General features: G+C 67.6%; 19 protein-coding genes and 1 pseudogene. 15 read left to right on the top strand and 5 right to left on the bottom strand.

Annotated elements, in window-relative coordinates:
* Positions 1-4 precede the first annotated feature (4 nt).
* Positions 5-1,126 (top strand): class I SAM-dependent methyltransferase, encoded by a 1,122-nt coding sequence (locus NG1_RS23630; RefSeq protein ID WP_062974215.1) that lies wholly within the window; start codon positions 5-7, stop codon positions 1,124-1,126.
* A 159-nt stretch (positions 1,127-1,285) separates the two neighbouring features.
* Here NG1_RS23630 and NG1_RS23625 read toward each other — a convergent pair whose 3' ends face one another.
* A complete protein-coding gene (locus tag NG1_RS23625; RefSeq protein WP_062974213.1) occupies positions 1,286-2,104 on the bottom strand; it encodes a glycosyltransferase family 2 protein in 819 nt (272 codons plus the stop codon).
* 266 nt (positions 2,105-2,370) lie between these two features.
* On the opposite strand from NG1_RS23625, the gene NG1_RS23620 reads away from it, so the two are divergent.
* The 10 genes from NG1_RS23620 to NG1_RS23575 all read left to right on the top strand — a co-directional run bounded on the left by NG1_RS23620 (position 2,371) and on the right by NG1_RS23575 (position 14,965).
* Positions 2,371-3,447 (top strand): glycosyltransferase family 4 protein, encoded by a 1,077-nt coding sequence (locus NG1_RS23620; RefSeq protein WP_245660018.1) that lies wholly within the window; start codon positions 2,371-2,373, stop codon positions 3,445-3,447.
* Positions 3,444-4,574: a glycosyltransferase family 4 protein gene (locus NG1_RS23615; RefSeq protein WP_062974211.1), complete on the top strand. Its 1,131-nt coding sequence runs from the start codon at positions 3,444-3,446 to the stop codon at positions 4,572-4,574. Before NG1_RS23620 ends, NG1_RS23615 begins: the two co-directional genes overlap by 4 nt.
* A gap of 158 nt (positions 4,575-4,732) precedes the next feature.
* Entirely contained in the window at positions 4,733-5,986 is a 1,254-nt protein-coding gene (locus NG1_RS23610) for a lipopolysaccharide biosynthesis protein (protein ID WP_062974276.1), read from the top strand.
* A 2-nt stretch (positions 5,987-5,988) separates the two neighbouring features.
* Positions 5,989-7,002 (top strand): CgeB family protein, encoded by a 1,014-nt coding sequence (locus NG1_RS23605; RefSeq protein ID WP_062974209.1) that lies wholly within the window; start codon positions 5,989-5,991, stop codon positions 7,000-7,002.
* A 35-nt stretch (positions 7,003-7,037) separates the two neighbouring features.
* Positions 7,038-8,351, top strand: a complete 1,314-nt coding sequence (locus NG1_RS23600) for a hypothetical protein (RefSeq protein WP_245660015.1) — start codon at positions 7,038-7,040, stop codon at positions 8,349-8,351.
* Between the two features lie 11 nt (positions 8,352-8,362).
* Positions 8,363-9,628 (top strand): Wzz/FepE/Etk N-terminal domain-containing protein, encoded by a 1,266-nt coding sequence (locus NG1_RS23595; RefSeq protein ID WP_062974207.1) that lies wholly within the window; start codon positions 8,363-8,365, stop codon positions 9,626-9,628.
* Complete coding sequence (locus tag NG1_RS23590; protein ID WP_062974205.1) at positions 9,625-10,983, top strand: glycosyl hydrolase family 28-related protein; 1,359 nt, start codon at positions 9,625-9,627, stop codon at positions 10,981-10,983. Before NG1_RS23595 ends, NG1_RS23590 begins: the two co-directional genes overlap by 4 nt.
* A complete protein-coding gene (locus tag NG1_RS23585) occupies positions 10,980-12,344 on the top strand; it encodes a GNAT family N-acetyltransferase (RefSeq protein ID WP_062974202.1) in 1,365 nt (454 codons plus the stop codon). The genes NG1_RS23590 and NG1_RS23585 overlap by 4 nt, the downstream gene beginning before the upstream one ends.
* A gap of 162 nt (positions 12,345-12,506) precedes the next feature.
* Positions 12,507-13,874 (top strand): glutamate-1-semialdehyde 2,1-aminomutase, encoded by a 1,368-nt coding sequence (locus NG1_RS23580; protein ID WP_062974200.1) that lies wholly within the window; start codon positions 12,507-12,509, stop codon positions 13,872-13,874.
* Positions 13,871-14,965 (top strand): glycosyltransferase, encoded by a 1,095-nt coding sequence (locus tag NG1_RS23575; protein ID WP_062974198.1) that lies wholly within the window; start codon positions 13,871-13,873, stop codon positions 14,963-14,965. Before NG1_RS23580 ends, NG1_RS23575 begins: the two co-directional genes overlap by 4 nt.
* Before the next feature lie 184 nt (positions 14,966-15,149).
* Here NG1_RS23575 and NG1_RS23570 read toward each other — a convergent pair whose 3' ends face one another.
* The 3 genes from NG1_RS23570 to NG1_RS23555 all read right to left on the bottom strand — a co-directional run bounded on the left by NG1_RS23570 (position 15,150) and on the right by NG1_RS23555 (position 19,560).
* The gene (locus NG1_RS23570; protein ID WP_084499129.1) at positions 15,150-16,091 is read right to left on the bottom strand and encodes a class I SAM-dependent methyltransferase; all 942 of its coding nucleotides are present in this window, start codon (positions 16,089-16,091) and stop codon (positions 15,150-15,152) included.
* A 55-nt stretch (positions 16,092-16,146) separates the two neighbouring features.
* Positions 16,147-16,986 (bottom strand): hypothetical protein, encoded by an 840-nt coding sequence (locus NG1_RS36890; RefSeq protein WP_157114187.1) that lies wholly within the window; start codon positions 16,984-16,986, stop codon positions 16,147-16,149.
* A 213-nt stretch (positions 16,987-17,199) separates the two neighbouring features.
* Complete coding sequence (locus tag NG1_RS23555) at positions 17,200-19,560, bottom strand: serine/threonine-protein kinase (protein WP_157114186.1); 2,361 nt, start codon at positions 19,558-19,560, stop codon at positions 17,200-17,202.
* Between the two features lie 280 nt (positions 19,561-19,840).
* Between NG1_RS23555 and NG1_RS23550 the strand changes: the two genes are divergently transcribed.
* From NG1_RS23550 to NG1_RS23540, 4 genes and pseudogenes are all read left to right on the top strand, one after another.
* On the top strand, positions 19,841-20,662 hold the full coding sequence (locus tag NG1_RS23550) for an alpha/beta fold hydrolase (protein WP_245660014.1): 822 nt from the start codon (positions 19,841-19,843) through the stop codon (positions 20,660-20,662).
* 25 nt (positions 20,663-20,687) lie between these two features.
* Complete coding sequence (locus NG1_RS23545) at positions 20,688-21,455, top strand: MerR family transcriptional regulator (protein WP_062974272.1); 768 nt, start codon at positions 20,688-20,690, stop codon at positions 21,453-21,455.
* A 55-nt stretch (positions 21,456-21,510) separates the two neighbouring features.
* Positions 21,511-21,684 (top strand): annotated as a pseudogene (locus NG1_RS35855) (alcohol dehydrogenase catalytic domain-containing protein); the annotation flags it as partial.
* Between the two features lie 49 nt (positions 21,685-21,733).
* Entirely contained in the window at positions 21,734-22,408 is a 675-nt protein-coding gene (locus tag NG1_RS23540; protein WP_062974186.1) for an amidohydrolase family protein, read from the top strand.
* A 113-nt stretch (positions 22,409-22,521) separates the two neighbouring features.
* Here the strand turns inward: NG1_RS23540 and NG1_RS23535 are convergent, their stop codons facing one another.
* Positions 22,522-24,306, bottom strand: a complete 1,785-nt coding sequence (locus tag NG1_RS23535; RefSeq protein ID WP_062974184.1) for a serine/threonine-protein kinase PknD — start codon at positions 24,304-24,306, stop codon at positions 22,522-22,524.
* Between the last annotated feature and the right edge of the window lie 509 nt (positions 24,307-24,815).

The following is a 24,815-nucleotide window of genomic DNA, read 5'->3' as shown; positions in this document are numbered from 1 at the left end:
TGTCATGACCGGCCGCTGCCGCGCCTGCTCCGGCGCCGTTCTGCACACCGTCCTCGATCTCGGGACGGTGCCCGCAGCCGATGATTTCCCGCCCGCGGGACTGCCGGTCACACCGGCGGAGACCACGCACCCGCTGCGGATGGTGCGGTGCCGGCACTGCGAGCTGGCACAGCTCGCCGAAGACGACACCGTGGCCGCCGAACCCCGTGGTGTGGAGCCGCGGGCCCTGCGCGACCAAGCGGCCGATGCGATTGCCCGGGTCGACGCGGCCGGTCTGCTGCGCGGGCGCACGGTGATCGAGTTCGGTAGTCCGCACGGTGGTTCCTGGCTGCCTTTGCTGGCCGAGCGTGGCTGCGCCGAAGCCGACGCGGCGCGGGCGGACCTGGTCGTGGACTGTTTCGGCATCATGCACGAACCCGACCAGCGGGCCGCGTTCGCCGCACGCGCCGCGGCCACCGCACCGGACGGTCTGCTCTTGCTGCAGTTCCACTCGCTGGCCGCCATCGTGGCACAACGGCAGTGGAACGCGTTGCGGCACGGGCATTTCGCGTACTACTCCCTGCATGCGCTGAGCCTGGCGCTCACCGCCGCTGGCATGGGCGTGACCACCGCGTGGGAGTTCGACCTCTACGGCGGGACGGTGCTGGTAGCAGCTCGGCGCGGCCCTACCGAGCCGGACCGCACCGTGCGGGAGATCCTGGCCCGCGAACGCGAACTCATCACCCCGGAATCGCTGCACCGACTCCAGCGGTTCGTGGACGACCATGTGCGCGCGCTGCGGAACTGGCTGATCGATGCGGCCGCGGCCGGACAGCGCGTCTACGCCTACGGCGCCGCGTCCCGGGCGGTTGCCCTGCTGTCGCTGGCCGGTGCGCACCGGAGACTTGTCGCCGGAGTCGCCGACGCCGCGCCCGCCAAACGGGGACGCCGGATGCCGGGCACCGACATCCCGATCATCAGCCCGCAGGATCTGATCGCGGCAGCACCCGACCGGGTGCTGTTGACGCTGCCCGACCTACTGGATGAAGTGTCGACCGGACTTCCAGAACTCGACGGTCGCTGGTTCGTGGACGATCCCCGCGGACCCAGAAAAGGAGATGTGGACGACGGAACCCCCACCCTGTGACTTCATCCCGACAGCCACACCCCCGGTCCGCCCCGGCTAGCAGTTCACAAGCGAAAGACAGCCGTACCCATGAATACCACCCCTCGGATGCGCCGACTCCGGCCGCACGCGCCGGCTTACTCGGTCGAACCGGCCACCGCGCCGATGGTCGTGGCTGTCTCAGCGGCCGACCATGCCCCGCGCGCGCACCCGCAGCCGCGTCCCCAACGCCCGGACCAGACGCAGATCACCAGCCAGCACGTCGGCCGGACGCACGAGGTCCGGGTGATCGGCGCCGAGGCGATGATGGAATCGCAGCTGCTCGGTGAGCTTGCTACGGGTCGACGTGCGACTGCACAGGTTGAACGAGGAGTTCCGCCACGCGGCCACGATGTCGCCGAGCCCGACGAAAGCGCCGCGGCTGCCGACGCGGGCGAACAGGTCCACATCCATCGGGAATACGAGGTCGCCGCGCAGTCCGCCGACGGCGTCGTAGTCGGCGCGCCGGAACATGGCGGCCGCGGTGGGGCCGAAGTCGGCCGGTCCGCGACGCACGATCACCCGGGCCAGTCGGCGGCTGCCGTGCCTGCCGACCAGCTGCGGCAGCCCCAGTCCGGTCTCGAGGATGTCGCCGGACTCGTCGATCACGTCGAATCTGCCCGCGCACAACGCGACCGCGTTGTCGTCGAACTCCGTCGACTGCGCGGCGAGGGCGCCGGGACGCAGGATGTCGTCGGCGCAGACCACCTTCACGAGGTCCCCGGTGGATTCCCGGATCGCCCGGTCCCAATTCGCGCCGATCGGCAGTACCCGATCGTTGCGCAGCACACGCACGCGCGGGTCGCGCCGCGCTCGCGCGATGTCACCGGTGCGGTCGGTGCTCGCGTTGTCCAGGATCACGACTTCGAAATCGAGATCTTGGGCCAGCACCGAGTCCAGGGTCGCGGACAGAGTTCTTTCCGCGTTGTAGGCCGGCACGCACACCGACAGTTTCCGCATCCCGAGCTGCCCCTTTGCCAGAATCTCGATCGCACATTGCCTCGTAATTGCCGAAACTATGCCACATTTCACCGCGAGTTGGCATCTGGATGCGGAATTCCCAGTGCTGGATATCGGTTACCGCACATCTGCGCGACCAGCATGAACATGAATTCGGTGGGCAGCCTTATACTTTCCGGCCGTGAACGAGTTCGGCGGACGACTCCGCGGTCCGGCGAACGGGACGAAGGGATCGCGTCATGACGAGCGCTTCCGGCGCGGTGCGGGTGCACATGACCGGATCGGAATGGTTCGGCGCCGCGCCCGGCGGCCTTGGCCGATATTTCACGGACTTGCACGGCGCTTTGCTGGACGTTCCAGGGATTTCGATGTCGGCCGCCGCGTTCGGCCCGCCCGACCGGACGCATGGCGGGACCCGGTCGTGGGGGCCGGTCGGCGGCTCGACACTGCGCCGCGCCCGCACCGCGTTCTGCGCTCGCGATGCCTTGGACCGCGGCACGGTCGTGGATCGCCACTTCTGCCTCTACGGCCCGGCCGCCCGGGACCGGCGGGGTCGACGGCTACCACTCGTCGTGCATTTCCACGGCCCGTGGGCGGCGGAAAGCCGAATGCACGGACAGCATCCCGTCACAGCCTTCGCCAAATACCTCATCGAACGTTTGCGATACGTTTGCGCGGATCGTTTTGTCGTGCTCTCCGAACACTTTCGCGACGTCCTGTGCGACAACTACCGCATTGCGCCCGATCGCATCGAGGTGATCGCGCCCGGGGTCGATCTCACCCGGTTCCGTCCCGCCCCGGTCCCCGGGTCCCCGCCGGTCGTCTTGTGTGTGCGGCGGCTGGAGCGCCGGATGGGCATCGATGTGTTGCTGCGCGCGTGGCCCGGCGTGCTCGCCGAGCACCCGGAGGCGCGTCTGGTCATCGTCGGAACCGGCAGCGCCGAGGCGGATCTCCGGCGCGGAGCCACCGAGAGTGGGCTCGACGGCAGCGTCGAGTTCACCGGCCGGATTCCCGACCAGGAACTCGCCGTGCGCTACACCTCCGCCGCGCTCACCGTGGTGCCGACCATAGCCCTCGAGGGATTCGGCCTGATCGCCCTCGAGTCCCTCGCCGCGGGCCGAGCGCCGGTGGTCACCCGGTGCGGCGGTTTGCCCGACGCCGTGCAGGGCCTGGATCCGTCGCTGATCGTGCCGCCCAGCGACCCCACCGCGCTCGCGGCTCGGATCAGCGCGGCGATCGCAGGCGGTCGGCCCACACCGGCGCAATGCCGCGCCCACGCGGAGACCTTCAGCTGGCAGGTCGCCGCACGGCGGCACGCGGCGCTGTACCGGGAGTTCGCATGAGTGGGCCCGCCGTCTTCCTCGGCCACACCGCCGCGCCCTCCGGGGCCGAATTGGCCACCCTGCGGCTGCTGCGCACACTGCGGACGCAGGGCACCGAAGTGGCGCTGGTGTGTACCGAGGACGGCCCGGTGATGGCCCGTGCCCGCGACGCCGGGATCGAAACCCGTGTGGTGACAGGCCGATTCGACAGCCGGGCGATGACCACAGCATCCGGTCCGTTGCGGCTGATCACCGGGTTTCTCGCGCTGCTGCGGCTGGGCTGGACGATCGGAGGCGTGGTCCGCGAGCTGGGCGCTCGGGTATTGGTCGCGGAGAGCAGCAAAGCGCTCGTGCTGGGAGCGGTTGCGGCCCGCCGCGCGCGGGTGCCGCTCGTCTGGCAGGTCCACGACCGAGTGTCCCGGGACTACTTCGGTTTGCTCCCGGCCACCACCATCCGGCTGCTGGCCGCCCTGGTCTGCCGGGGACTGCTCGCCAACAGTCACGGCACCCGTGACACGCTGCCCTCGCGTATCCCGGTGGCCGTCGCCTATCCGGGTGTCGCCCTGCCCGCCGTACCGCCGCCGCCGCGCGGCCGTGCGGCGGCCGAGGCGGTCGTAGTCGTCGTGGGACGGCTGAGCCCCTGGAAAGGTCAGGACGTGTTCCTGCGAGCTTTGGCGACGGTGCCCACCCGGCCCGCCGCGGTGTATCTCGTCGGCGGGACGTTCTTCGATGAACAGCCGTTCCGGCAGTACCTGGAACGACTCGCCGACGAACTCGGTTTGGCCGTGACCTTCACCGGTCACGTCGACGACCCCGACCGTTACCTCGCCGAGGCCGACGTGCTCGTGCACTGCTCGGTGCTGCCCGAGCCGTTCGGGCAGGTGGTGGTGGAAGGTATGGCCGCGGGCTGCGCGGTGATCGCGACGGTGCCCGGCGGCCCGGCCGAGATCATCGCCGACGGGCGTACCGGCCGGCTGGTGCCCGCCGGTGACGAAGCCGCGCTCACCACGGCTCTCACCGAACTGCTCGGCGATCCGGCCGCGCGCGCCCGGATCGCCGCCGCAGGCGCCGACCGCGCCCGCGACTTCGACATCGGCACCACGGCACGCGTGGTCACCCGCTTCCTCGACGAGGTGGCGCCGCCGTGACCGAACCCGACTACCTCGCCACGCTGACCACCGACGTCTTCCCTCGGGTCGAACTGCCCCGGCCTCCCGGCGGGGTGCACCGTCGCACCGACGGGGCTCGCGGGCCGGGCGGTGGTGGCGCGCACAGCAAGCCGAGCCGGTTCGAGGTACTCGGCGATATCGCACTGGTGAGTTTCGGCAGATACGGTCAGTACATCGTCACGGTCGTCACCGTGCCGCTGATCGCCCGGGTGCTCGGCGCCCACGGCCTCGGCCTGCTCGCCATCGGCATGTCGGCCTACTTCATCGGCTCGCTCGTCGTGGATCTGGGAGTCACGCAGTTCCTGTCCGCCCGCGTGCCGGAGATCAACGCGCGCAAGGACACCCGGTTCCGGGAGATGAACCAGCTGCGTGGCGATTACCTGGCCATCCGCCTCGCCACGGCGACGCTGTTCGGCGTCGCGCTCGCCGTAGCCTTTGCCGTGCGCGTGCCCGAAGCCGCGCAGATGGTGCTGCTCGGCCTGTTCGTCGGTGGCTTCTGGTCCCTGTCGGAGGACTGGCTGCTGATCGGTGAGGGGCGGTTCGGCACCTCCGCCGCGTATCAGAGCATCGGACGGCTGTGCTATCTCGGGCTGCTCGTGGGCCTGCTTCCGCAACTGCCGAACCCGCACGTCGCCTTGCTGTGCCTATTGCTGTCCTCCGTGCCGACGGTGGCACTGACATGGTGGGATGCCTGGCGCCGGTACGGGTCACCGGCCCGTCCCCGCTACTACGGCGTCGTGCTGCGCCGCAGCGTGCCGGTGTTCGTCTCCCGGTTGCTGGTCACCGGCTACGGGCAGGGTGCGGCGACGCTGTACTCGGCCGTGCTCGACGCCGTCTCGCTGGGCTTGTACTCGGCCGGCGACCGCCTGGTGCGCGCGGTCCAATCACTGCTCGACGCCATCGGCTTCGCGCTGTTGCCACGCATGGCTCGACGCGGCGACCATCTCGGGTTCTGGCGGTACAGCACGCAGGCGCTGGCCGTCACCGTCGCCGTCGCCGCACTCGCTTCTGCTGGCGTCTGGCTGGCCGCGCCCCTGCTGATCCGGCTGGTCTTCGGTGCCGAATTCGCCGCGTCCACCGGTCTGTTGCGAATCGAGGCGATGATCCTGCCCGCCACGACGGTCACCTCGTTCATCACCACGGCCATCTTGCCGGTGCGCCAGGACACCACCGGGGTACTGATCGGCGCGCTGCTCGGGACTCTCGTCGCCATCGGGGCGTTGCTGCTGACCGTCTGGACCCGCTCGGTGCACACCTTGGTCTACGGCCTGCTGCTGGCCGAAATCACCGTCGCCACCTGGCATCTGCTGCGGATGCGGTTCCTGGCCCGCCGCGACCACGCCGAAGCCGACACCGTGCCGCTGCCTATCGTGCCCCGGAAGGAAACCTGACCATGAGAATTCTGTTCGTCGGCGACGACTGGCTCGGCAGCAACGCACGCTCGCTGGCCGACGGCTTCCGGCAGGCCGGGCACGACGTGCTCGTGGTCGACTCCACACCGGTGACCCTCCCGGCCAGGTTCTCGCCACCGTGGGTGTACGCGAAGGCGACCGGTCGGCGCGACCGTCGCACGGTCGAACGAGTTCACACCCGGATCGAACGCAACGCTGCCACGTTCCGGCCCGACATGCTGTTCGTGTTCAAGGGGATTCATCTGGACCAGCAGCGACTGCTCGACCTGCCCGCCGCACTGCATGTGCACTACAGCCCCGATGACGTGTCCAACCCCGAGAACCTCACCGACGCCTACCTGGCCGCGGAACCCGGCTGGGACCTGATCGTCACCACCAAACAGCACAACGTGCCGGAGTTGCGGGCGCGTGGCGCGCAGGCCGGTTTCGTACTCAGCGCTTACGACCCGGCCTGGCATCATCCGGCGGCGCGCCGCGGCGCCGGTGACTACCTGGTCGGTTTCATCGGAGTGTGCCGGCCCGGCCGCCGCGCCGAACTGGCGTCCCTGGCACGCCGCTACGGACCGCGCCTGCTGGTCCGCGGCCCCGGCTGGCGCCGGGTTCCGGAGTTGCGCACCACCCGCGCCGTCGTCGGCGGCGCGGTGTACGGTCCCGGGTATTCGGCCGCGATCGCCGAGGTGACAGCCAATCTGGTGCTGCTGAACTCCGGCAACCGCGACACCCACACCTGCCGTACCTTCGAGGTGCCCGCGGCCGGTGGATTGTTCGTCGGTGAACGCACCGGCGAACACGCCGACCTGCTGCGCGACACCGTCGAGTGCTTCCTGTTCGACAGCACCGACGAGCTTGTCTCGGTTCTCGATTGGGTTGCCGCCCATCCGGAGCAGGCGGCAGAGGTCGCGGCGGCCGGGCACCGGCGGATCGTCGCCGGGGGGCATCGTTACGTGGATCGCGCCCGGCAGATCGTCGGCCTCGCCGCGGAGGTCGCGAACTGAACGCCTACACCGATATAGCCGCCGTCGCGGCCGCATTGATCACGGTCGCCGCGGCCGCACTGTGGGTTCCCGGCATCGCCCGCGTGTTCTTCATCGCGCAGGCCCTTTTCTGGTCGCTGTCCTACGTGGCGCGGCCGCTGGTGCTGCTCGCGGTGCAGCCGGACCCGTCTTACGGCGACAACATCTCCGACCCCCGGCTGGCTGGTCTGGGGTACGACCGCGGAATCGGTCTGGTGCTCGACCACGTCGTGCTCGGCTTGTGGTGTTACGCGCTGCTGGTGATCGGTTACGCGCTCTGGCGGCGTCGGCACCCGCCTCGCCCCGTCCCGGCCGCGGTCGCGGACTCCGACGTGATGCCGACGCTGCTGGTGCTCTACGCCCTCGGGCTGTTGGGCCGGGCGGCCTCGGTGGCCACCGGATCGCTGGGCGCTGCCGGTGAGGTCAGCAGCGGCAACCCCCTGCTCAGTTTTGTCGCCACATTCGCCGGGATCGCGGCGCTCGGGATGATCGTCTTCCTCAGACCGGCCCGGCCGCAGACCACGGCGCTGGTGCTCGGCGCGCTGTTCGCGGGCGAACTGTACTGGTCGTCGGCCGTGCAGTCCAAGACACCGATCCTCGCCGCCGCACTCGCTCTGGCCGTACGGTTTTCGATGCTCGGCTGGAACCGGCGCACCACCATCGGTGTGGCGCTGATCGGCGTTCTCGGCGTCGCCGGATTCGGCTGGCTGCAGTCGTTCAAGAACTCCGGCACGGCCGCGCTCGACGCCACCGTCGTCGACTCCCGCTACCCGGACGACGTCCGGCCGTTCCTGAGTATCCTGCGGCGCTTCGACCTGCTCGAAGCCGCCACCGATGCCTACTTCGTCGGCCCGGGCGGCTGGTTGTCCCCCGGCGAAGTACTGCACCACGCGAGCCTCAGCCTGATCCCGGCGCAGGTGCTCGGCGCCGAGAAGCTCCAATCCGGCACGGCCTGGGCGAACGACGTGCGTGGCGCGTCGGTGGATATGAGCACCGTGTCGGTGTCCCTCGCGGAGGGCAACGTCAACGAAGGCTATCTGTTCGGCGGCGAGGCGGGCGTGGTCGTCGCCGTGGTGTTCACCTTCCTGCTGCTGCTCGCCTGGGAGCGATCGCTGTATTCGCGGTACTTCCCCGTCCTGGTGTTGGGGCTCGCGATCACCGGCGCCTCCACCCTGTTCGAACGCGGCATCCTCGGCAGCTTCGAGAATCTCGGCAAATTCGCGCAGTCGGCCGTGCTCGCCTGGTTCGTCCATCTGATCGTCACGGAATTCCGCCGCCGCCCGACGCCGCTCCCGGCACCGGCGCACGCTTCAGCAGTTACGAAGACATGAGGTCGCAATTCATGGGTTTGATCGATATCTGGCACATCGTCCGGCGGCGGTGGGTGCTGATCGCCGCGATCGCGCTGACCGTCACGGTGGCCGGCGTCTGGTACGCCTCCTCCCGCGCCGTGACATACGTGGCCAGCAGCACCATGTACGTCTCGATGGCCACCGGTACCTCGGTCAACGACTCCTACCAGGGTGGCCTGGCGGCCCAGCAGCGCGTGCGGTCCTATCTCGAACTGGCCACCAGCGCCGCGGTCGCCGAGCGGGTCGTCCACGACCAAGGGCTGACGGAATCGCCGGAGGAGTTCCGCGGCCGGATCACCGCCTCGTCGCCGCCCGCCAGCACGATCCTGGAGATCGCGGTCTCCGCGCCCACCGCGCAGCGGGCACGTGATCTCACCGACGCCACGGTCGCCCAGTTCCGTGTTCTGGTCGACAGTCTCGAATCCATCGAAACCGGCGCTGCTCCCGCCGCCCGCGTCTCGGTCGTCGACCGTGCCCGACTACCGGCCGCTCCGTCCGGCCCCGGCACGAGCCGGTTCGTCGCCATGGGCTTGTTCGGTGGACTGTTGCTCGGCTTCGCAGCCGCATTTCTGCGTGAACGCACCGACCGGCGTATCCGCACCAGTAGCAACCTCGCCGAGGTCGCGCCGGTGCCGGTGGTCGCCACCTTCGACCACGGAGAATCCACCTCTGAGGCGGCCCGGCGACTGCGCAATCACCTGCGGGGCGCCCAGACCATCGAATGCACCAGCCTCACCGACCGATCACAATCGAAGGTGGCGCACACCCTGGCGCTGGCCTTCGCCGATGCCGGTCATCCGGTGATCCTCGTCGACGCCGACACCTCCGGCGACGGAAGCTCCGGCACGGTGCCCGGTCCAGGCCTCACGACGTTGTTGCGCGGCGGCGTACCGCTGGACCGGGCGATCACCCAGGACTGGGGCGGGACCGGGGTCGCGGTGCTGCCGATCGGGCACATCGAGCCGGACACCTCCGACCTGATCGCCTCGGAACACTTCGCCCATCTCATCGCCGATCTGCGCGAGCGCTACTACCGCGTGGTCATCGAGACCGCACCGGTCGGTTGTGCCGCCGACGCGGTCACCGTGGCGCCGTTGTCCGATGCCGTCCTCGGCGTCGCCGATCTCGGCAGACTCACCGAACCGCAGCTGCGTACCGCCCTGACCGCGTTCGGCACGTCCGGGCCGACCGGCGTGATCGGCTACCACACGCCCGGATCGACGGCAGACCGACTGGTGGGATGGTTGAGGGTATGAGCGACGACATTCTCCGGCGGCGCCGCTTGCTCGCCGCGACTCTGGGTGCGGCGGCCGTACTTCCGATCGCAGCCGCTTGCACCACAGCCGAGCCGGACGACCCGCAGTTCCGGTCCCCCACCACCGATGCGCCTGCGGCGCGCAACGTCCGAGACTTCGGAGCCGTCGGAGACGGCATCGCCGACGACACCAAGGCTTTGGCCGCAGCCGTGGCCAAGGACCCGGACGGCCCGCTGGTGCTCTACCTGCCCGCCGGGCACTACCGGGTCGAGTCGATGCCCGATCTGCCGGACTATGCCACGATTCTCGGCGACGGCGCCGACGTCACCACGATCGTCTACGCGGGCAACGGCACTCTGGTGCGGCTGCGCAAGCGCAGCCGGGTCCGGTTCGCCAGGCTCGGGATCTTCACCACAGGTCCCGGCTCGACCGCGGTGGAGCTGTCGGAATGCTTTCGCTGCTCCTTCGACGCGGTGGTACTGCGCGGCAACCACCTCAGCGACAACCATCCGCAGTACCTGACCCAGCGCGGCGTCGTGTTGCGCGACAACACCGGCGGCACCGCCTTCATCAACTGCGATATCAACAACTTCGGGATCGGGCTGACCACATCCTGCATCCAGAACTACGTCACCTCCTCGAAGTTCACCAGCAATCACACCGGCGTCCTCGGCACCGGCAACGACCACAACGCCGGGCTGGCACTCACCAACGTCGAATTCGTCTCCGACCAGAACCCGCTCACCACCGACCGCCACCTGCGGGTCGACGGCGCCGCCAACGACTGGTGGCTGACCAACGTGTGGTTCGAAGGAGCCGAGGTCGCCCTGTCGGTCGGCGAGAACGGGCGCGGCGGTCCCGCGCAGTTCGGCATGGTCAACGCGAAGGTCGCGGCCCGTTCGGTCGGACTCGAACTGAACTACTGCCGACAGCCGTATCTGGCGAACGTGATCTTCGACGCGGAGTCGCGGCCGCCGGGCATCCCGGTACGCGTGGATCCCGTCGGCTGTCCGGAAGGCACCGCGGTCGGATTGATCTCCGGGATCACCGACGATATCCCCGTCGAGACGTTTCCGACCGGCTGGAACGTCATGGGCCGCAAGGGCATGCGCACTCCGCGCTTCACCGGCACCGTGGTGTCCCAAGCGGGGCCGCACGGCGCGGACGTGTTCCAGGCACAGAGCAGCGACGGCGCCGTCCGCGCGGCGGTGACCGCCGACGGAACCTGGGTCTGCGAGCACGCCGACAACGGTCCCGTGCTCAAGGCGCCCGACGGCGGATACTGGCGGCTCACCGTCTCCGACGACGGGAAGCTGAGCACGGTAGCGCTCGGCAGGAAGCGTCCCGGCGCATGACCCGAACACGGCACCGCCGCATCGAAGCGCCGCCGACCGTCACCGGTCCCCTCGGTACGGCGGTGCGGTTGCGACCGCCGCGCTTCGACGATTTCACGGAGTGGCGGCGGATCCGGCTCCGTGACCGCGCGATCATCGAGCCCTACTGGGTCAGCTCGGAACAGGAATGGCCCGCCCGCCACACCGCCCGCCACTGGGTGCGGGAATGCCTCGACAACCGGGCCGACGCACGCGCCGGGCGGCGGATGAGCATGGTCATCGAGGTGGCCGGTCGGTTCGCCGGACAGGTCGAACTGGCCTCGATCGAAGTGGCGGCGGGCAGCGCCGAACTCGGCATCTGGACCGGCTCCGCCGTCGCGGGCGGCGGTATCGGCGCCCTCGCCCTGACCATGATGACGGACTTCGGATTCGACAGCCTCGGCCTCATGCGAATCAGCGCACCGATCGCGCCCGGCAACATCGCCGCGGCCAAGATCGCGGCCGCGGCGGGCCTGCGGTACGAAGCCCGGATGCGCACCTATTTCGATTCCGGTGGCGCACGCCGCGACCACGAGCTGTGGGCGGTGACCCGCGCGGATCGGCCCGACCGCGGGTTCACCGCCGTCCATCTGGACCGCCAGCGCCGCCACCCGACGACGACGCGACTGCCCGCCGCCTCTGCCGTCCCGCATGGGCCGCCCCCCATGAGCATCGCGGCTGCCCGTCTGAGGTACGAGCTATCCCGATTGCGGCGAGTGTTCCGGTGGGTGCGGGGCAGCGCCGCCATCGCAATCACCGACTCCGATGACCGCGGCGGGGTGCTGGTGCGATCACGCCGTGTCTCCGACTTCCGGCAGCGCCGCGCTGCCCGTATCCGCAACCGTGTGACGCTGGCACGTGATCCGCACATGTCACCCGCCGCCTGGCTGCGCCGGCATTCCCTGCGCCACTGGCTGGCCGAACTCGCCGAAGCCAGGCCCGGCCTGCGCTCCCGGCCGGGGCTGACGCTGACGATCCTCGACGACGGCCGCTTCGCTGGGGAAGCCCGGCTGCACGGGCTGGACATGTTCGATCGCAACGTCCGGCTCAGCGTCTGGACCGATGCCTCGGCCCGCCCGGAACTCCGCGCACGTGTGCTCCGCCTGCTGGTGCACCATGCGACCGAACGGCTCGGAATCCTCCGCATCGCCACCGCGATCCCGGTATCCGACCCGGCCGCCGCGGCCGCGGTCGCCGCGGCCGGGTTCGCCGAGGAGGGGCGGATGCGCGGGCACCTCGATGTCTTCGGACCCCGTGGCGACCACGACCTCTGGGCGTACAGTCATCCGGCCGGCACGGCTGCCCCCGATGACGAACCGACCCGTGGAGGGCCGAGTCCGTGAGTTCGGCGACCGGGTGCATCCCGACGCACGACCACAACGCCTCCGGCCGGTCTCGCGATCCGCTCGACGCCGGAGCGTATCCCCGTCCGACACTTCGCCGGCACCGCTCTGCTATCCCGGCTTCCTGCCGGTATCCCGCCCGCACCGCATACGGAGCACCAGATGAACCTGCACCCCGACGTCCCACCGCACCGCGGGTTCGCCCGCAGCAATGCGCTGCAGCGTCGGCTGCACGACCTGGTGCCCGGCGGCGCTCACACCTATGCCCGCGGAGCCGACCAGTACCCCGAGCACATGGCGCCGATACTGGTGCGAGGCAACGGATGCCGCGTGTGGGACGCCGACGGCAACCAGTATGTCGAATACGGAATGGGCTTACGTTCGGTCACCCTCGGCCATGCCTACGCACCGGTTCTGGACGCCGTGACGACCACGATCGCCGACGGAGTGAACTTCAGCAGGCCGACCGAACTGGAACTGCTCGCGGCCGAGGACTTCCTGGACCTCGTTCCCGGTGCGGACATGGTCAAGTTCGCCAAGAACGGCTCGGATGCGACCACCGCCGCCGTCCGGCTGTCCCGGGCCGTGTCCGGCCGCCGGCGGATCGCCGTCTGCGAGCAGCCGTTCTTCTCGGTCGACGACTGGTTCATCGCGACGACACCGATGTCGGCGGGCATCCCCGATCATGTCGGCGCCGATATCGTCCGGTTCCCCTACAACGACGTCGACGCTCTCGCCGCGGTCCTGGCGGGCGACAGCGTGGCCGCGGTCGTCATGGAGGCGGCCACCGCAACGGCGGAACCCGAGCCCGGCTACCTCCGAGCGGTACGCGCGCTGTGCGATCGGCACGGCACCTTGCTGGTTTTCGACGAGATGATCACCGGATTCCGCTGGGCCGCAGGCGGCGCGCAATCCGTTTACGGCGTGACTCCCGACCTGTCTTGTTGGGGCAAGGCCATGGGTAACGGATTCCCCATCTCGGCGCTCGCCGGGCGACGCGAATACCTCGAGCGGGGCGGCCTGCGCACCGGCGCCGACCGCGTCTTCCTGCTGTCCACCACGCACGGCCCGGAAACCAGCGGGCTCGCGGCCTTCCGCGCGGTCGCCGCGGCCTACCGGACCGGCGAACCGATCTCCCGTATGGAATCGGCCGGCGCCGCATTGGCGACCGGATTCGCCGCGCTGGCAGACGAACTCGGCATCGGTGATCACCTCCGGGTCCGCGGTCGCTCCTCCTGTCTCATCTTCGAAACCCTCGATTCCCACGGAAAACCCAGCCAGGCATTCCGCACATTGTTCCTGCAAGAACTGCTCCAACGCGGAGTACTCGGGCAATCCTTCGTCACCTCGGCGGCACACGATCACGACGCGATCGCCACCACCCTGTCGGCTTGCGCGGCCGCGGCCGAGGTGTACCGGACCGCCCTCGAACGCGGCACCGTCGACGGACTGCTGCGCGGACGATCGGTCGCTCCCGCGATTCGCCGCACCGCCGCACCGCGGCTGATCGAAACGAGCACATCTCGATGACCACACCCCGCATCGCCATCGTCCACGAACGGTTCACCGAATTCGGCGGATCCGAAGCCGTCGTGGGCGAGTTCGCCCGCACCTGGCCCGGCGCGGACATCTACGCCCCGATCGTCACGCCGGACGGAATCCGCCCGCCCGTCCGGCATGTCCACGACACCTGGCTCTCCCGCGCCCACACGATGACCCGCGGTCGGCACGCCCCGCTGCTGCCGTTCGTCCCCAGTTCCCTGCGTCGTATGCCGTTGCGGGGCTATGACGCCGTGGTCGTCAGCCACCACTCGTTCGCCACACAGGCCGCATTGGCCACCGACGCGCCCGTGATCGCCTATGTGCACAGCCCCGCGCGATGGGCCTGGGATCGAGAGTTCCGCATCCGCGAAGCCGGCGGACGGGCCGGCCAGTTCGCCCTCGGCGCCCTGGGCGCACTGGCCCGCCGCACAGAACTGCGAGCCGCGCCGCGCCTGACCCGCGTGATCGCCAATTCGACCGCCGTCGCCGACCGGATCCGCGACTGGTGGGGCCTGACCGCCACCGTGATCAATCCCCCCGTCGATGTCGACCGTTTCGCCCCTGATCCCACACGTGCCCGGGAGGACTTCTTTCTCTGCGCCGGTCGCCTCGTTCCCTACAAACGCGCCGATCTCGCCATACGAGCCGCGCAACTGGCCGGCGTACGGCTGGTCGTGCTGGGCGGCGGACGCTTCCGGCCTCAGCTCGAAGCCCTCGCCGGACCCGAGACAACTTTTCTGGGCGCCACCTCTACCGACATCCTGCGGGAGATGTACCAACGCTGCCGAGCCCTCCTCATGCCCGGCGTGGAAGACTTCGGCATCGTCCCGGTAGAAGCCATGGCCTGCGGTACCCCGGTGATCGCCATCGGCGCAGGCGGCGCGCTCGACACGGTACGACCGGGCACGACCGGCGAACACATCGCTCCGGGCGCCGATCCGGACGTCGTCACACGCCTGGCCGCGGCAATGGCCGACTTCGACACCGCCCATTACGACCCGCACATCGTCCGCGCCCACGCGGAAACGTTCGCGCCACCCGCATTTCGGGCACGGATGGCCGCATGCGTCGATCAGTAATCGGCCGTTCAATCCTGCTGATAGCTCGTACCGCTTCGGATGCGATCCGAACCGGATCCCGCAGCGGTCGTCGATCTCGAGGGTGCCGCAGCTGTTCGGCTATGGCTTGCACGCGGGCGAGGGTGATGCCGGTTCGCTGTTCGGCTGCCCGCCGCGATGATGGTTCGCACGGCTGCGGAAAATCTCATTCGGATCGGGCCGCGTCGCCATGAATTTCAGGACGGCGGGCGACGAAATTGGCTATATACGGGGCAGAGTGGGAGTCATACGGGGCAGAGTGGGAGTCGAGCTCGTCCGCGCAGTCGGCAAGAGCTTCCTGCATGAGCGCGATGCGTTTGCCGATCGGTACGTTCATCAGCGCCGGCAGAAAGGTGACTCGCGATCCATGACTATAGAAACCATCGAGTGTGAAGCGAAATGCTTGACTAGGAGTCAATGGTAATGGCCAGGCCTCGATCTCGACGTCGACGAATCCGGCCGCTTGTAACTCCGCCGCTTCCCATGCCGTATCCGTGAACTGACCGGATGACTCGTCGTTCCGGATACCGGGATCGATACCATGACGCGCAACGGTAGCCTTGAGCTGGTCGACATAAATCTTGCCGAATTCATTGTATTCGTTTCCCGCGATTCTGATCTCACCGAGATACTTGGTCAGGTTGAATGCCCATCTACCGCCGGTTCCGAGAACGTCGAATACGGCGCGGTGGAGAGAAGGCCGGTCGTGAAAGGTGTAGTAGTAGGTGAAACTGGAAAGAACTGCGTCACAGCCGAGGAACCCCTCCTCTTCTGCGATCGAGTGGATCCCTTCCGCCTCACCCCTATGGAACGTGATCGGACATGGATAGGCTCTCTCGCGCGCGCGCTCGAGCATCGGGATGCTCGGATCAATGGCTAATATCCGGCCCCGCCTGCCGACCCTATGGGCCAGAATCTCGGTCGAGAAGCCGCTGCCCGCACCCAGATCGATGACCACATCACCGCGAGAGATTCCCGAAATCGTCATCAGCCGTTCGGCGGAAGTCGAATAGAGTTGCCCATATTCCTCGTTGAGGTGTTCGTATCGAGCCGCGTAGCCGGCAGGCAGGGAGTTCCAATCGAATACTCGAGATTCCCTATTTCGCATACTACCCCTACGGTATCGTAGCCGACTTCCGATACGGCCGGAATGCTCCTGAAACTTACTTCAGTCGGCCGATCATGGATTGGGCGAATCCGGTAACCAGCGCGGCAAGGCCGAAGGTTATGACGCCCGTGAGCACATTCGTCGCGAATGCCGCAGGAATGGCGATGACAGCGCCACCCGCAATCGCGATGACCGGCTCGATCGCCGACGACCAGATTCGGTACGTCACGCAGCCGCTGATTGTCTGACCTTGCCGCGGCTCCCAGCTCGTGTACGAGTACACCGCACGCCCGTCGATCTCCGCAGTGCGTTCGAAGGCATGTAGCGAGGTTTCATTGCTGTCGACGCTCAGGCTCGCACCTCTCGGAAAACCGAGTTTGGTCTCGAAATAGTTGGTGTGAGATACGAAAGTATATGTCCAGACGAAGGTATGACTCGTAGCGAATAGACCACGGCGCGTTATGTCTATCGAATTCTCGAGCGAGTAGCTGAATGCCAACTCTATAATCCTTCCCGCTGCGCAGTCCCTCAGATCGAAGACAACGGTGGTGCAAGCGACATCGGTCGATATCTCTGCTTGCTCGATGCGATATGCCAGAGGATTCGGCAGGACTCGAATGTCGAGGGCGAACGGCGGCCGGCGCGGCGGATGGGGAATACGCCAACGATATTCTGGCGTTCCTCCTTGCAGATCGCCCAGGCGGAGTATGACGCGGATCCTTCTGGTGAGGTCGCCGGTCTCCGACAGGTCGCTGTCGAAAACAACGGCGACCAACTGATGAGGAGAGGGTGTGGCGTCACCGAATGCCATATCTTGCTCGCGCAACTGGCGGTAGATCGCACGCTCATTGGCTTGTCGCCTTTGAGCGGGCCGTGAGTGTTCGCTACTCGCCATCGGTCCCCCGCCTACCTCGAGATGAGCTACCGCTCGCATAGTCTTGGCAGTCCGATCATAGCCAAGCGTCCGGCGAAACAACCCCGTCCTGGAGGGCTGAATCGTTGGCGACGCAGGGTGCCCCTCAGAGGCTTCGCTCATCGCGATCGGAAGTTGCCAACCGTCCGCAGGGTTGCCGGTCGACGCGCGGGTTCGGCCGGGCACCTCGAAGGATCAGAAGAGCCTCAGGTTTCCGACGTAGACCTTGCCGCCGATCGCCACAGATGTGTACTCGCTCGTGATCTCCCAGACTTCACCGTCGCGGCTCCACACCGCGAGTGAGTTGCCCGAATGGACCGAGTCGGCGCTGACGGCGATCCGGCTGCCGTCGGTGCCGAGCTGGGTGCCTTTCGGTACGAAACCGGGGATCACATAGTCACCGGTATAGGCGTCTACCACACGGCCCGAATCGGAGGTGAGGATCAGGGTTCCGATGCCGCGCAACAGGAGTCGCTCGGGCCTGTTGTCGGCGCCGAATGACTGCTTCTGCCACAGGATGGTGCCGGTGCGTGGACTGATCCCCGCGTAGGTCGTTCTATTACCCTGAGTCTGAATGGCGGTCGGCACCGAAGTCTCCGCCGGCCCCGGCCCGACCAGCGTTGTCGGGCGCTCGCTGGGTCGCCAGCCTTTTGGTAGATCCGCTGTCTTGGTGCCGTTCCGGTCGTAGATCCCGGTCGGTGACCGGCCGTCGGCGACGACGAATCCGTCGATGAAGACGTTCCAGTCCTCGTCACCGATCTCTTCGACCGAGTCCCGGCGGAACACCTCTTGGCCGTCTTCGAGCCGGACCACACGGAACTCCCACTTCGACAACGGTTCCGAGGGGTCGGGTGCGGACTTGACCACGGCCAGACGGACCGAGTCGAAGACTTCGATCGAATGGAGTGGTTGCGTCGACCGCGGACGCGGGTTGGCATCGGTCCAGCGGATGGCCGGGAGTTCCCGGCCATCCTCACCGATCGATCGCAGTGACGGCGGTTGAGACAGATCCGCCCTGTCCACGAAGACGAAACGCCCACCCGCGGCGGTCAAGCCTTCGATTTGGCCCGTAGCGGGAAAGGTGTCGATGATCCGGCTCGCCTCGAGGTCGACGACCACCACGGCATCGGAGGGTGCCGACGAACTGTCGAGGTGGCAGGCGGCTGCCGAATGATTTGCGCTGACGACACAGCGGTTGAGGCTTCGTTGGCTCGTGTCCACCACGATGGGCTCGGTGCCGACCCGGAGCCGACCGGTATTCGCATCGATTATGTCGAGGTACTGGATGCGGTTCGCGTCGGCCAGGCGGACTCTGCGGCCGAAGATGACGATGTCGGAATCTCCGCCGAGCGCTGACGTGCCGTTCGGCTGGGAGCCGGGAGGGCCGGGAATATCCTGCAACGTCCAGATCGCGGTGTCGGGGCGCTTGTCGAGCGACGGCAGAATCGGCGTCACGGGTTGACGAGGCAGCCGCGCGGCTTCCTCCGCACCCGCGTCGTGCATGAATGCCCGGACACCCAGCAAGCCGACGACAACCAGCGCCACCGTGACCACCATTGCTCCGATGAGGCGAGGCGTATTGCGGCGCTGAGCGTTTCGTGATCCCGTTCCCACGGGACCCGGCGGGGCCGGATGATGCGGTCCGGGGCTGAGAGGGGACGGTCGGACGACGGTGGCTGCGTAGCGGTCGGCCACCACCGCGGTCGCGGCCGACGATTGTCGGTGCGTCGCGGGCGTGGCGAGAGCGTGACCGAGGGCGGTCGCGAAATCCTTACTGGTGGGAAAGCGATGCTCCGGACTCTTCGCCATCGCCCGTCCGATCACCGAATCGACGTGCGGCGCGAGATCGGGCCGATGCTCTCGCACACTGGGAACGGGCTGCTGGGCGTGAGCCATGATCACCGCGACGGGATTGATGCCGGTGAACGGCTGCGCGCCGGTGAGCAGATGAAAGGCGGTGGCGGCCAGTGAATACTGGTCGGATCGCGGGTCGACAGGCAGCCCCCGCATCTGCTCAGGGGATGCGTATGCGATGGTGCCGAGGGTCAGGCCCGTTCCGGTGAGATCGGAGTTCTCCGGTCCCATTCGTGCGATCCCGAAATCGGTCAGCAGGTAGTGGCCGGTCCTGGCGAGCAGAATGTTGGCGGGTTTCACATCTCGATGGATCAGCCCCCGAGCACCCGCGTAGTCGAGCGCATCGGCTACCTCCATGATCGCACGTGCCACATCGGCGCCGGGCAACCCGCCCGGCGAGGAGGTGAGCGACGCCGATAAATCGATGCCGTCGATCAGCTCCAGCGCGATCCACAATCGCCCGTCGGATTCTCCACGGTCGTGGACGCTGACGATGCCGGGATGCGACAGGGATGCGGCGAGGTCGGCCTCGCGCTCGAAGCGGCGGCGGTACGAGTCGTCGCGGGTGAACTGCGCGGCAAGCACCTTCACCGCGTCGGAGCGAGGCAGCCGTGGATGTCGGGCGACGTAAACCTCGCCCATGCCGCCGACACCGAGAAGGCGTTCGATGGTGTATCCGGCGAACACTGACCCCAATTCCAATGCGGCCAACGTTCGATACCTCCGATACGCGATGGTGAGTCGATCACACCGTATCCCGAGTTCGCCGGAAACTCTGCGGACCGGTCACACGGGTCGAACACTCGGCCGGTCAAGACAGCCACCACACTGGACGCTCTCCGACGACCCCCGCCACGACGACGCAGCGCAGGTTTGATCATCGTGCCGGCTGTTCACGACCTGGTGGTTGGTTGCCGTGTGAGGAGAATGCGTCGGCCGGAGGTTGACTTTGACGCAGGGGCAACCCCGCATCATGATCGGCATGCCAGCGGAATCTGAGGTAATGCAGCACTTCACGGTTTACCACGACGGTGTCACGATCCCGGTATCTCGCGGAGGCCGGGGACGACCGCTGGTCCTGTGTCCCGGACTGCTGTCGACACAGGACGATCTGCACGAGCTGGCCACACTGCTGCGGTACGACCACGATGTAGTGACCTTCGACCTCCGGGGCCACGGCCTCGCATCGGCCGCCGACCGGTACACCTTCGAAGCATTCCTGGGCGACTTCATCACCGTGATGGCGGAACTCGGGCGTCTCGGCCTGCCTTCGGCGCCCGTGCTCGTGGGCCACTCGCTGGGCGCGGACCTGATCGTGCACTACGCCGCCGAGCATGATGACACCGTCGCCGGACTCGTCCTCATCGACGGGGCGAACCCGGTGCCCGAACCATTCATCACCGAGGCAGACCTGCCGGAATTCACGGCGATGGCGGAAAAACTGCGGCAAGAGGTCCAGCGCGCCAACGGCACCGCACGTCAGGTAGTGCTCACCGCACAGGAAATCCTCGACCTGAATGTAGAGGTGGATGCGATGCGCTCCGCAATCCTCGACAGTTACCGGAAGATCGATCGTCCGATCAGCATGATCATGTCGGCCTCGATGGCCGGCGACAGCGGCGAAGCGCGCGCAACTCGGCGCAACGGGAACTGGCGCGCCGGCATCGAACGGCTCGTCCGCGAGCGGCCGGACATCTCCACGTCCTGGCTCGACGCCGATCACCGCCTGGTCATCACCCATGCCCCGGACATCGCCCAGATCATCCGGCGCACACAAGCTCCAGCAAGCCAGACCGCTTCGTAACCTCATGTCCAGGCACACCGGTCTGATGCTGACCATCGGCGAGCTGGCCTCTCATGCCGGCGTGACAGTGCGCGCAGTACGGCACTATCACGCCAAGGGGCTGCTGCCGGAGCCAGAGCGCGACCACTCCGGTTATCGGAGATACGACGCTGGAGATGTGGTCGAACTGATCAAGATCCGGACCCTCGCCGAGGCCGGGGTTCCACTGGCACGCGTGCGAGAACTACTCCGGGCCAACGAACAGGAGCTCGCCGCGGCGGTCGCGGACATCGACGAGCGGCTGCGGGCGGAGATCCGTGAGCGACAGCGGCACCGTGAGCGGATCGCCCACCTCGCCGCTGGAGGCAACCTGGCACTGCCATCAGAAGTCGTCGAGTTTCTCGACCGACTTCGAGCGCTGGGGGTCGATGAGCGGATTGTCCAGGTCGAACGCGACGGCTGGATCCTACTGGCCGCGCACTCACCCGAACGAGTCCCCGAATGGATGACGCGTAAGCGAGAGCAGATCGGCGACCAACAACTAGTCGAGTTCTATCTCACCCTGAGCCAGGCACTCGACCGGACCGGCGACGACCCGAAGCTGGTCGTGCTGGCCGACAAGATGGCCGCATACATCACGCAGATGGCCGACGAGCGGGGCGAATGGTATGTCGACGACGTCGAACTCGAGCCATCGCTGGTCGAGCTGCTGGACACGCTGGCGTTCGACAACGCACCGCCGGCCCGCCGACTCATCGAACTGCTGACGAAGCGAGGCTGGACCGGCTGGACCAAGCTCCAACGTAAGCTATGACCGCCGAAACGAAGTCGGTGCCGCGTTCACCAAGCCCGCTGGTGCTCCTGGCCGCATCATCGACGAGCTGTTCGTTCCCGGCCACGAGTACGCGGGTGTCGTTGCCGCGGTCGGCAGCGCCGTCGACGAGTTCTCGGTGGGCGATCGCGTTGTCACCGAGGCACATCGGGGCTGTATGCGATGCGTCAACTGCCTGTCCGGTTCCTACATGAACGGGATTACGATCCATACAGTCCGCGGCGAGGGCACGCGGTCGGTCGCCAGGGCGCTGGGGGCATGTGCTCGAGCAGTTCGAAAAGGAGGGGCTGCTCGGTCCCTGGATCACCTACATCCACTGCCTCGGTATCGAGGACCCCGCATGGCGAGCCATCGAACGAACCGGCGGCAGGGTATCGGTCTCCACCAGCGCGGAGCAATCGCTCGCCATGGGCCAGCCGGCCTTGCAAACTGCTCTGGAGCACGGCATTTCGACGAGTTTCGGCACGGACACAGTGGGCATCGCGCCTGTCGACTTCTTCTCCCAGATGCGTGCGGCCTTCCATTGGCAGCGCAGCCGCATCCACGCGGCGATACAGAGCAACTCACCCGAGGTTCAGCCGATCACGGTGCGAGACACACTCCGAATGGCAACGCTCGGCGGAGCCGGAGGCGCGCACCTCGACCATCTGGTCGGGTCCCTCACTCCGGGCAAGCGTGCCGACGTCATCACACTCGACACCCGCACACTCGACGCCGGACCGGTCGATCACGCGGCGGGCGCCGTCGTCCAGCACATGGACACCAGCAACGTCGACACCGTGATCGTCGACGGGCGCATCGTCAAACGCGAGGGCCGACTACTCGGCGTGGACATCGAACAAGTGCTGCAACAACTCGAACGTTCGGCCACCGGGCTCATCAGTCGCTCCCGAGCCACCGACATCCTCTTCACGGGATGCCGATACCTGTCATGACATTCGACGTGCCATGATCGGCCTGGGTCCGGCCGGTGGGCCGGGCAGGCGGATGACTCGTCGAGCAATCGATCCATGCGACGCCCGCATACAGGATCTCCGTATCCCCCGAATCAGCCGACCGGGAATTTCACCACCGGATCGGGGCCCAGGTCGGTGACGTAGACGTTGCCCGCAGCGTCGACCGCCACCCCCTGGGGATTCTTCAGGCCGGCGAACGGCAGCGGCGTCGGCGTCGACGCGCCCGCCCCCAACCTCACCACCCATTTGTTGCCCCAGTCGACGACGTACAGGTCCCCCGCCCCATCCACGGCCACACCCTGGGGATCTTTGAGCCCGATGAATGGCAACATGGTCGGCGCCGATGCGCCCGGCGCCAGCCTCAACACCCGCTCGGTACCCAATTCGGTGACATAGACGTTGCCCGCAGCGTCGACCGCCACCCCCTGGGGATCTCGCAGCCCCGTGAACGGTAGCGTCGTCGGCGCCGACGCGCCCGCCCCCAACCTCAACACCCGATCATTACCCCAGTCGGCGACGTACACGTCTCCCGCCACGTCGACGGCCACACCTTGGGGGTTCTTCAGGCCGGTGAACGGCAGCGGCGCCGGCGTGGACGCGCCCGCCCCCAACCTCAACACCCGATCGTTACTCGTGTCGGTCACGTATACGTTGCCAGCCGTGTCGACTGCCACACCCTGGGGATTATTCAGGCCGGTGAACGGCAGCGGCGCCGGCGCCGAAGCGCCCGCCGCCAACTTCAACACCCGATCGTTGCCCATGTCGGTGACATATATGTTGCCGGCCGTGTCGACCGCCACATCGGTGGGCAGGCTGACGCCGCTGAACGGCAGCGGAGTCTGAGCCGAGTTGGGCGAGTCGCCACCGCCGCCCGAGCCCCGTTGGACACCGGCGACGACAGCTACGACGGCCACCACCGTAACCGCGACCGTGGCGGCGAGCAGCGCAGCGGTCTTGGGCGACAATCCGATTCGCCACCCATGGCGCGCCGCCACGCCCCCGGTGGTGTCGGCCACGGAATCGTCCACCGCGGCACGGGCCGCCGCGGCCAGCTCGCGCGCGGTCTGGTAACGATCGTCGGGGTTTTTGGCCATTCCCCTGGCGATGACCGCATCGAACGCAGCCGGTACATCGGGCGTATCGGCGCTGGGACGCGGCGGCGGGCTGTGCAGGTGATGGGCGATCACACCCTGCGGTCCCGATGCGCTCGCAAACGGCGGCCTGCCGGTCAGGCACTCATACAGCACGCAGGTCAACGCGTACACGTCCACTCGGGCATCGGCCTTGACCTCCGTGCTGATCTCCTCCGGCGCCATGTAGGCGACGGTGCCGATGGTCTCGCCGATAGTGGTCAACGTACGGTCGTCGGCGGCGTGGGCGATTCCGAAGTCGATCAGGGAGGCGAACTCGTCGTCCCCCAGCAGGATGTTGGAGGGTTTGACATCGCGGTGGACAAGGCCGGCGTCGTGGGCCGCCTGTAGCGCGCCGGCCACCTGTGCGGTGATCGCCGCTGCCCGCTTCGGCGACAGGGCCCCTTCGCGGGTGATCACCGTGCGCAGGTCGGTGCCCTCGATCAAGCGCATATTCAAATAGAGCCGACCGTCGATATCGCCGAAGTCGTGGATGGGGATCACATGCGGCTCGGTCAACTGTGCCACCGCCCGGCACTCTCGACGGAACCGCTCTCGCAGTTGCTCGTCATCCGCGAAGCGCTCGGGCAACACCTTGAGCGCCACCACCCGGTTGGTCAGCGAATCGTGCGCCCGCCACACCTGGCCCATGCCGCCCTGCCCCAGCAGCGACAGAAGCCGATAGCGTCCGAACGGCTCCGCAGGCCCCCGAGCGGCGTCCCCGTTACCTAGTAACGTGTCATCCATCGTGCCGTCCCATGACCACCCGACTGGCAAACGGTGATTACATTCCAACCCCCGCCCGAGCGGGTGGCGCCACACTGGTTGATTCAGCCAGGCCGACAGTCGAGAGTCGGCGCTATCGTCGGCGGGCGAATATCCCGGTCATGTTCCAGTCGGCAATAACGCGGCCGGGCACTGCCCGCCACCGGTGCGAGCGCGCGGATCGTTTCAGAAATCCGCCGACAATTTGTAGCGAATTCAGTGTACTCCGGACCATACGACCAGCTTCGTGAAACCGCGTCGAGCCCCACTCGGAGTACTCCACGGCGACGGGCTACTTCGTCGCCGCACTCCGGCTGGACCGTCCGGCGTTTCAGAACATGGGCGCCGGATCCTGCCCGTTCGGCGGTGAGAACAGGCATTGGCAAGGCATAGCCGGATAGCTCTGCTCCACTCGATCATCTACAGCGACGGCCCGAGCCCAGCCCCCTTCGATGGCCTCCCGCGCGAACGTCACAGCCGCCTCGTAGGAG

Origin of the sequence: Nocardia gamkensis NBRC 108242, assembly GCF_001612985.1 — a bacterium.
GTDB lineage: Bacteria > Actinomycetota > Actinomycetes > Mycobacteriales > Mycobacteriaceae > Nocardia > Nocardia gamkensis.
This window is presented reverse-complemented; position numbering and strand designations above follow the sequence as displayed.

What these genes read in the sequence shown, in the direction of transcription:
- NG1_RS23630 (WP_062974215.1), top strand. Translation starts at nt 5, where the DNA reads ATGACCGGCCGCTGCCGCGCCTGCTCCGGCGCCGTTCTGCACACCGTC.
- NG1_RS23625 (WP_062974213.1), bottom strand. Translation starts at nt 2,104, where the DNA reads ATGCGGAAACTGTCGGTGTGCGTGCCGGCCTACAACGCGGAAAGAACT.
- NG1_RS23615 (WP_062974211.1), top strand. Translation starts at nt 3,444, where the DNA reads ATGAGTGGGCCCGCCGTCTTCCTCGGCCACACCGCCGCGCCCTCCGGG.
- NG1_RS23605 (WP_062974209.1), top strand. Translation starts at nt 5,989, where the DNA reads ATGAGAATTCTGTTCGTCGGCGACGACTGGCTCGGCAGCAACGCACGC.
- NG1_RS23595 (WP_062974207.1), top strand. Translation starts at nt 8,363, where the DNA reads ATGGGTTTGATCGATATCTGGCACATCGTCCGGCGGCGGTGGGTGCTG.
- NG1_RS23590 (WP_062974205.1), top strand. Translation starts at nt 9,625, where the DNA reads ATGAGCGACGACATTCTCCGGCGGCGCCGCTTGCTCGCCGCGACTCTG.
- NG1_RS23585 (WP_062974202.1), top strand. Translation starts at nt 10,980, where the DNA reads ATGACCCGAACACGGCACCGCCGCATCGAAGCGCCGCCGACCGTCACC.
- NG1_RS23580 (WP_062974200.1), top strand. Translation starts at nt 12,507, where the DNA reads ATGAACCTGCACCCCGACGTCCCACCGCACCGCGGGTTCGCCCGCAGC.
- NG1_RS23575 (WP_062974198.1), top strand. Translation starts at nt 13,871, where the DNA reads ATGACCACACCCCGCATCGCCATCGTCCACGAACGGTTCACCGAATTC.
- NG1_RS23570 (WP_084499129.1), bottom strand. Translation starts at nt 16,091, where the DNA reads ATGCGAAATAGGGAATCTCGAGTATTCGATTGGAACTCCCTGCCTGCC.
- NG1_RS36890 (WP_157114187.1), bottom strand. Translation starts at nt 16,986, where the DNA reads ATGGCGAGTAGCGAACACTCACGGCCCGCTCAAAGGCGACAAGCCAAT.
- NG1_RS23550 (WP_245660014.1), top strand. Translation starts at nt 19,841, where the DNA reads ATGCCAGCGGAATCTGAGGTAATGCAGCACTTCACGGTTTACCACGAC.
- NG1_RS23545 (WP_062974272.1), top strand. Translation starts at nt 20,688, where the DNA reads ATGCTGACCATCGGCGAGCTGGCCTCTCATGCCGGCGTGACAGTGCGC.
- NG1_RS23535 (WP_062974184.1), bottom strand. Translation starts at nt 24,306, where the DNA reads ATGGATGACACGTTACTAGGTAACGGGGACGCCGCTCGGGGGCCTGCG.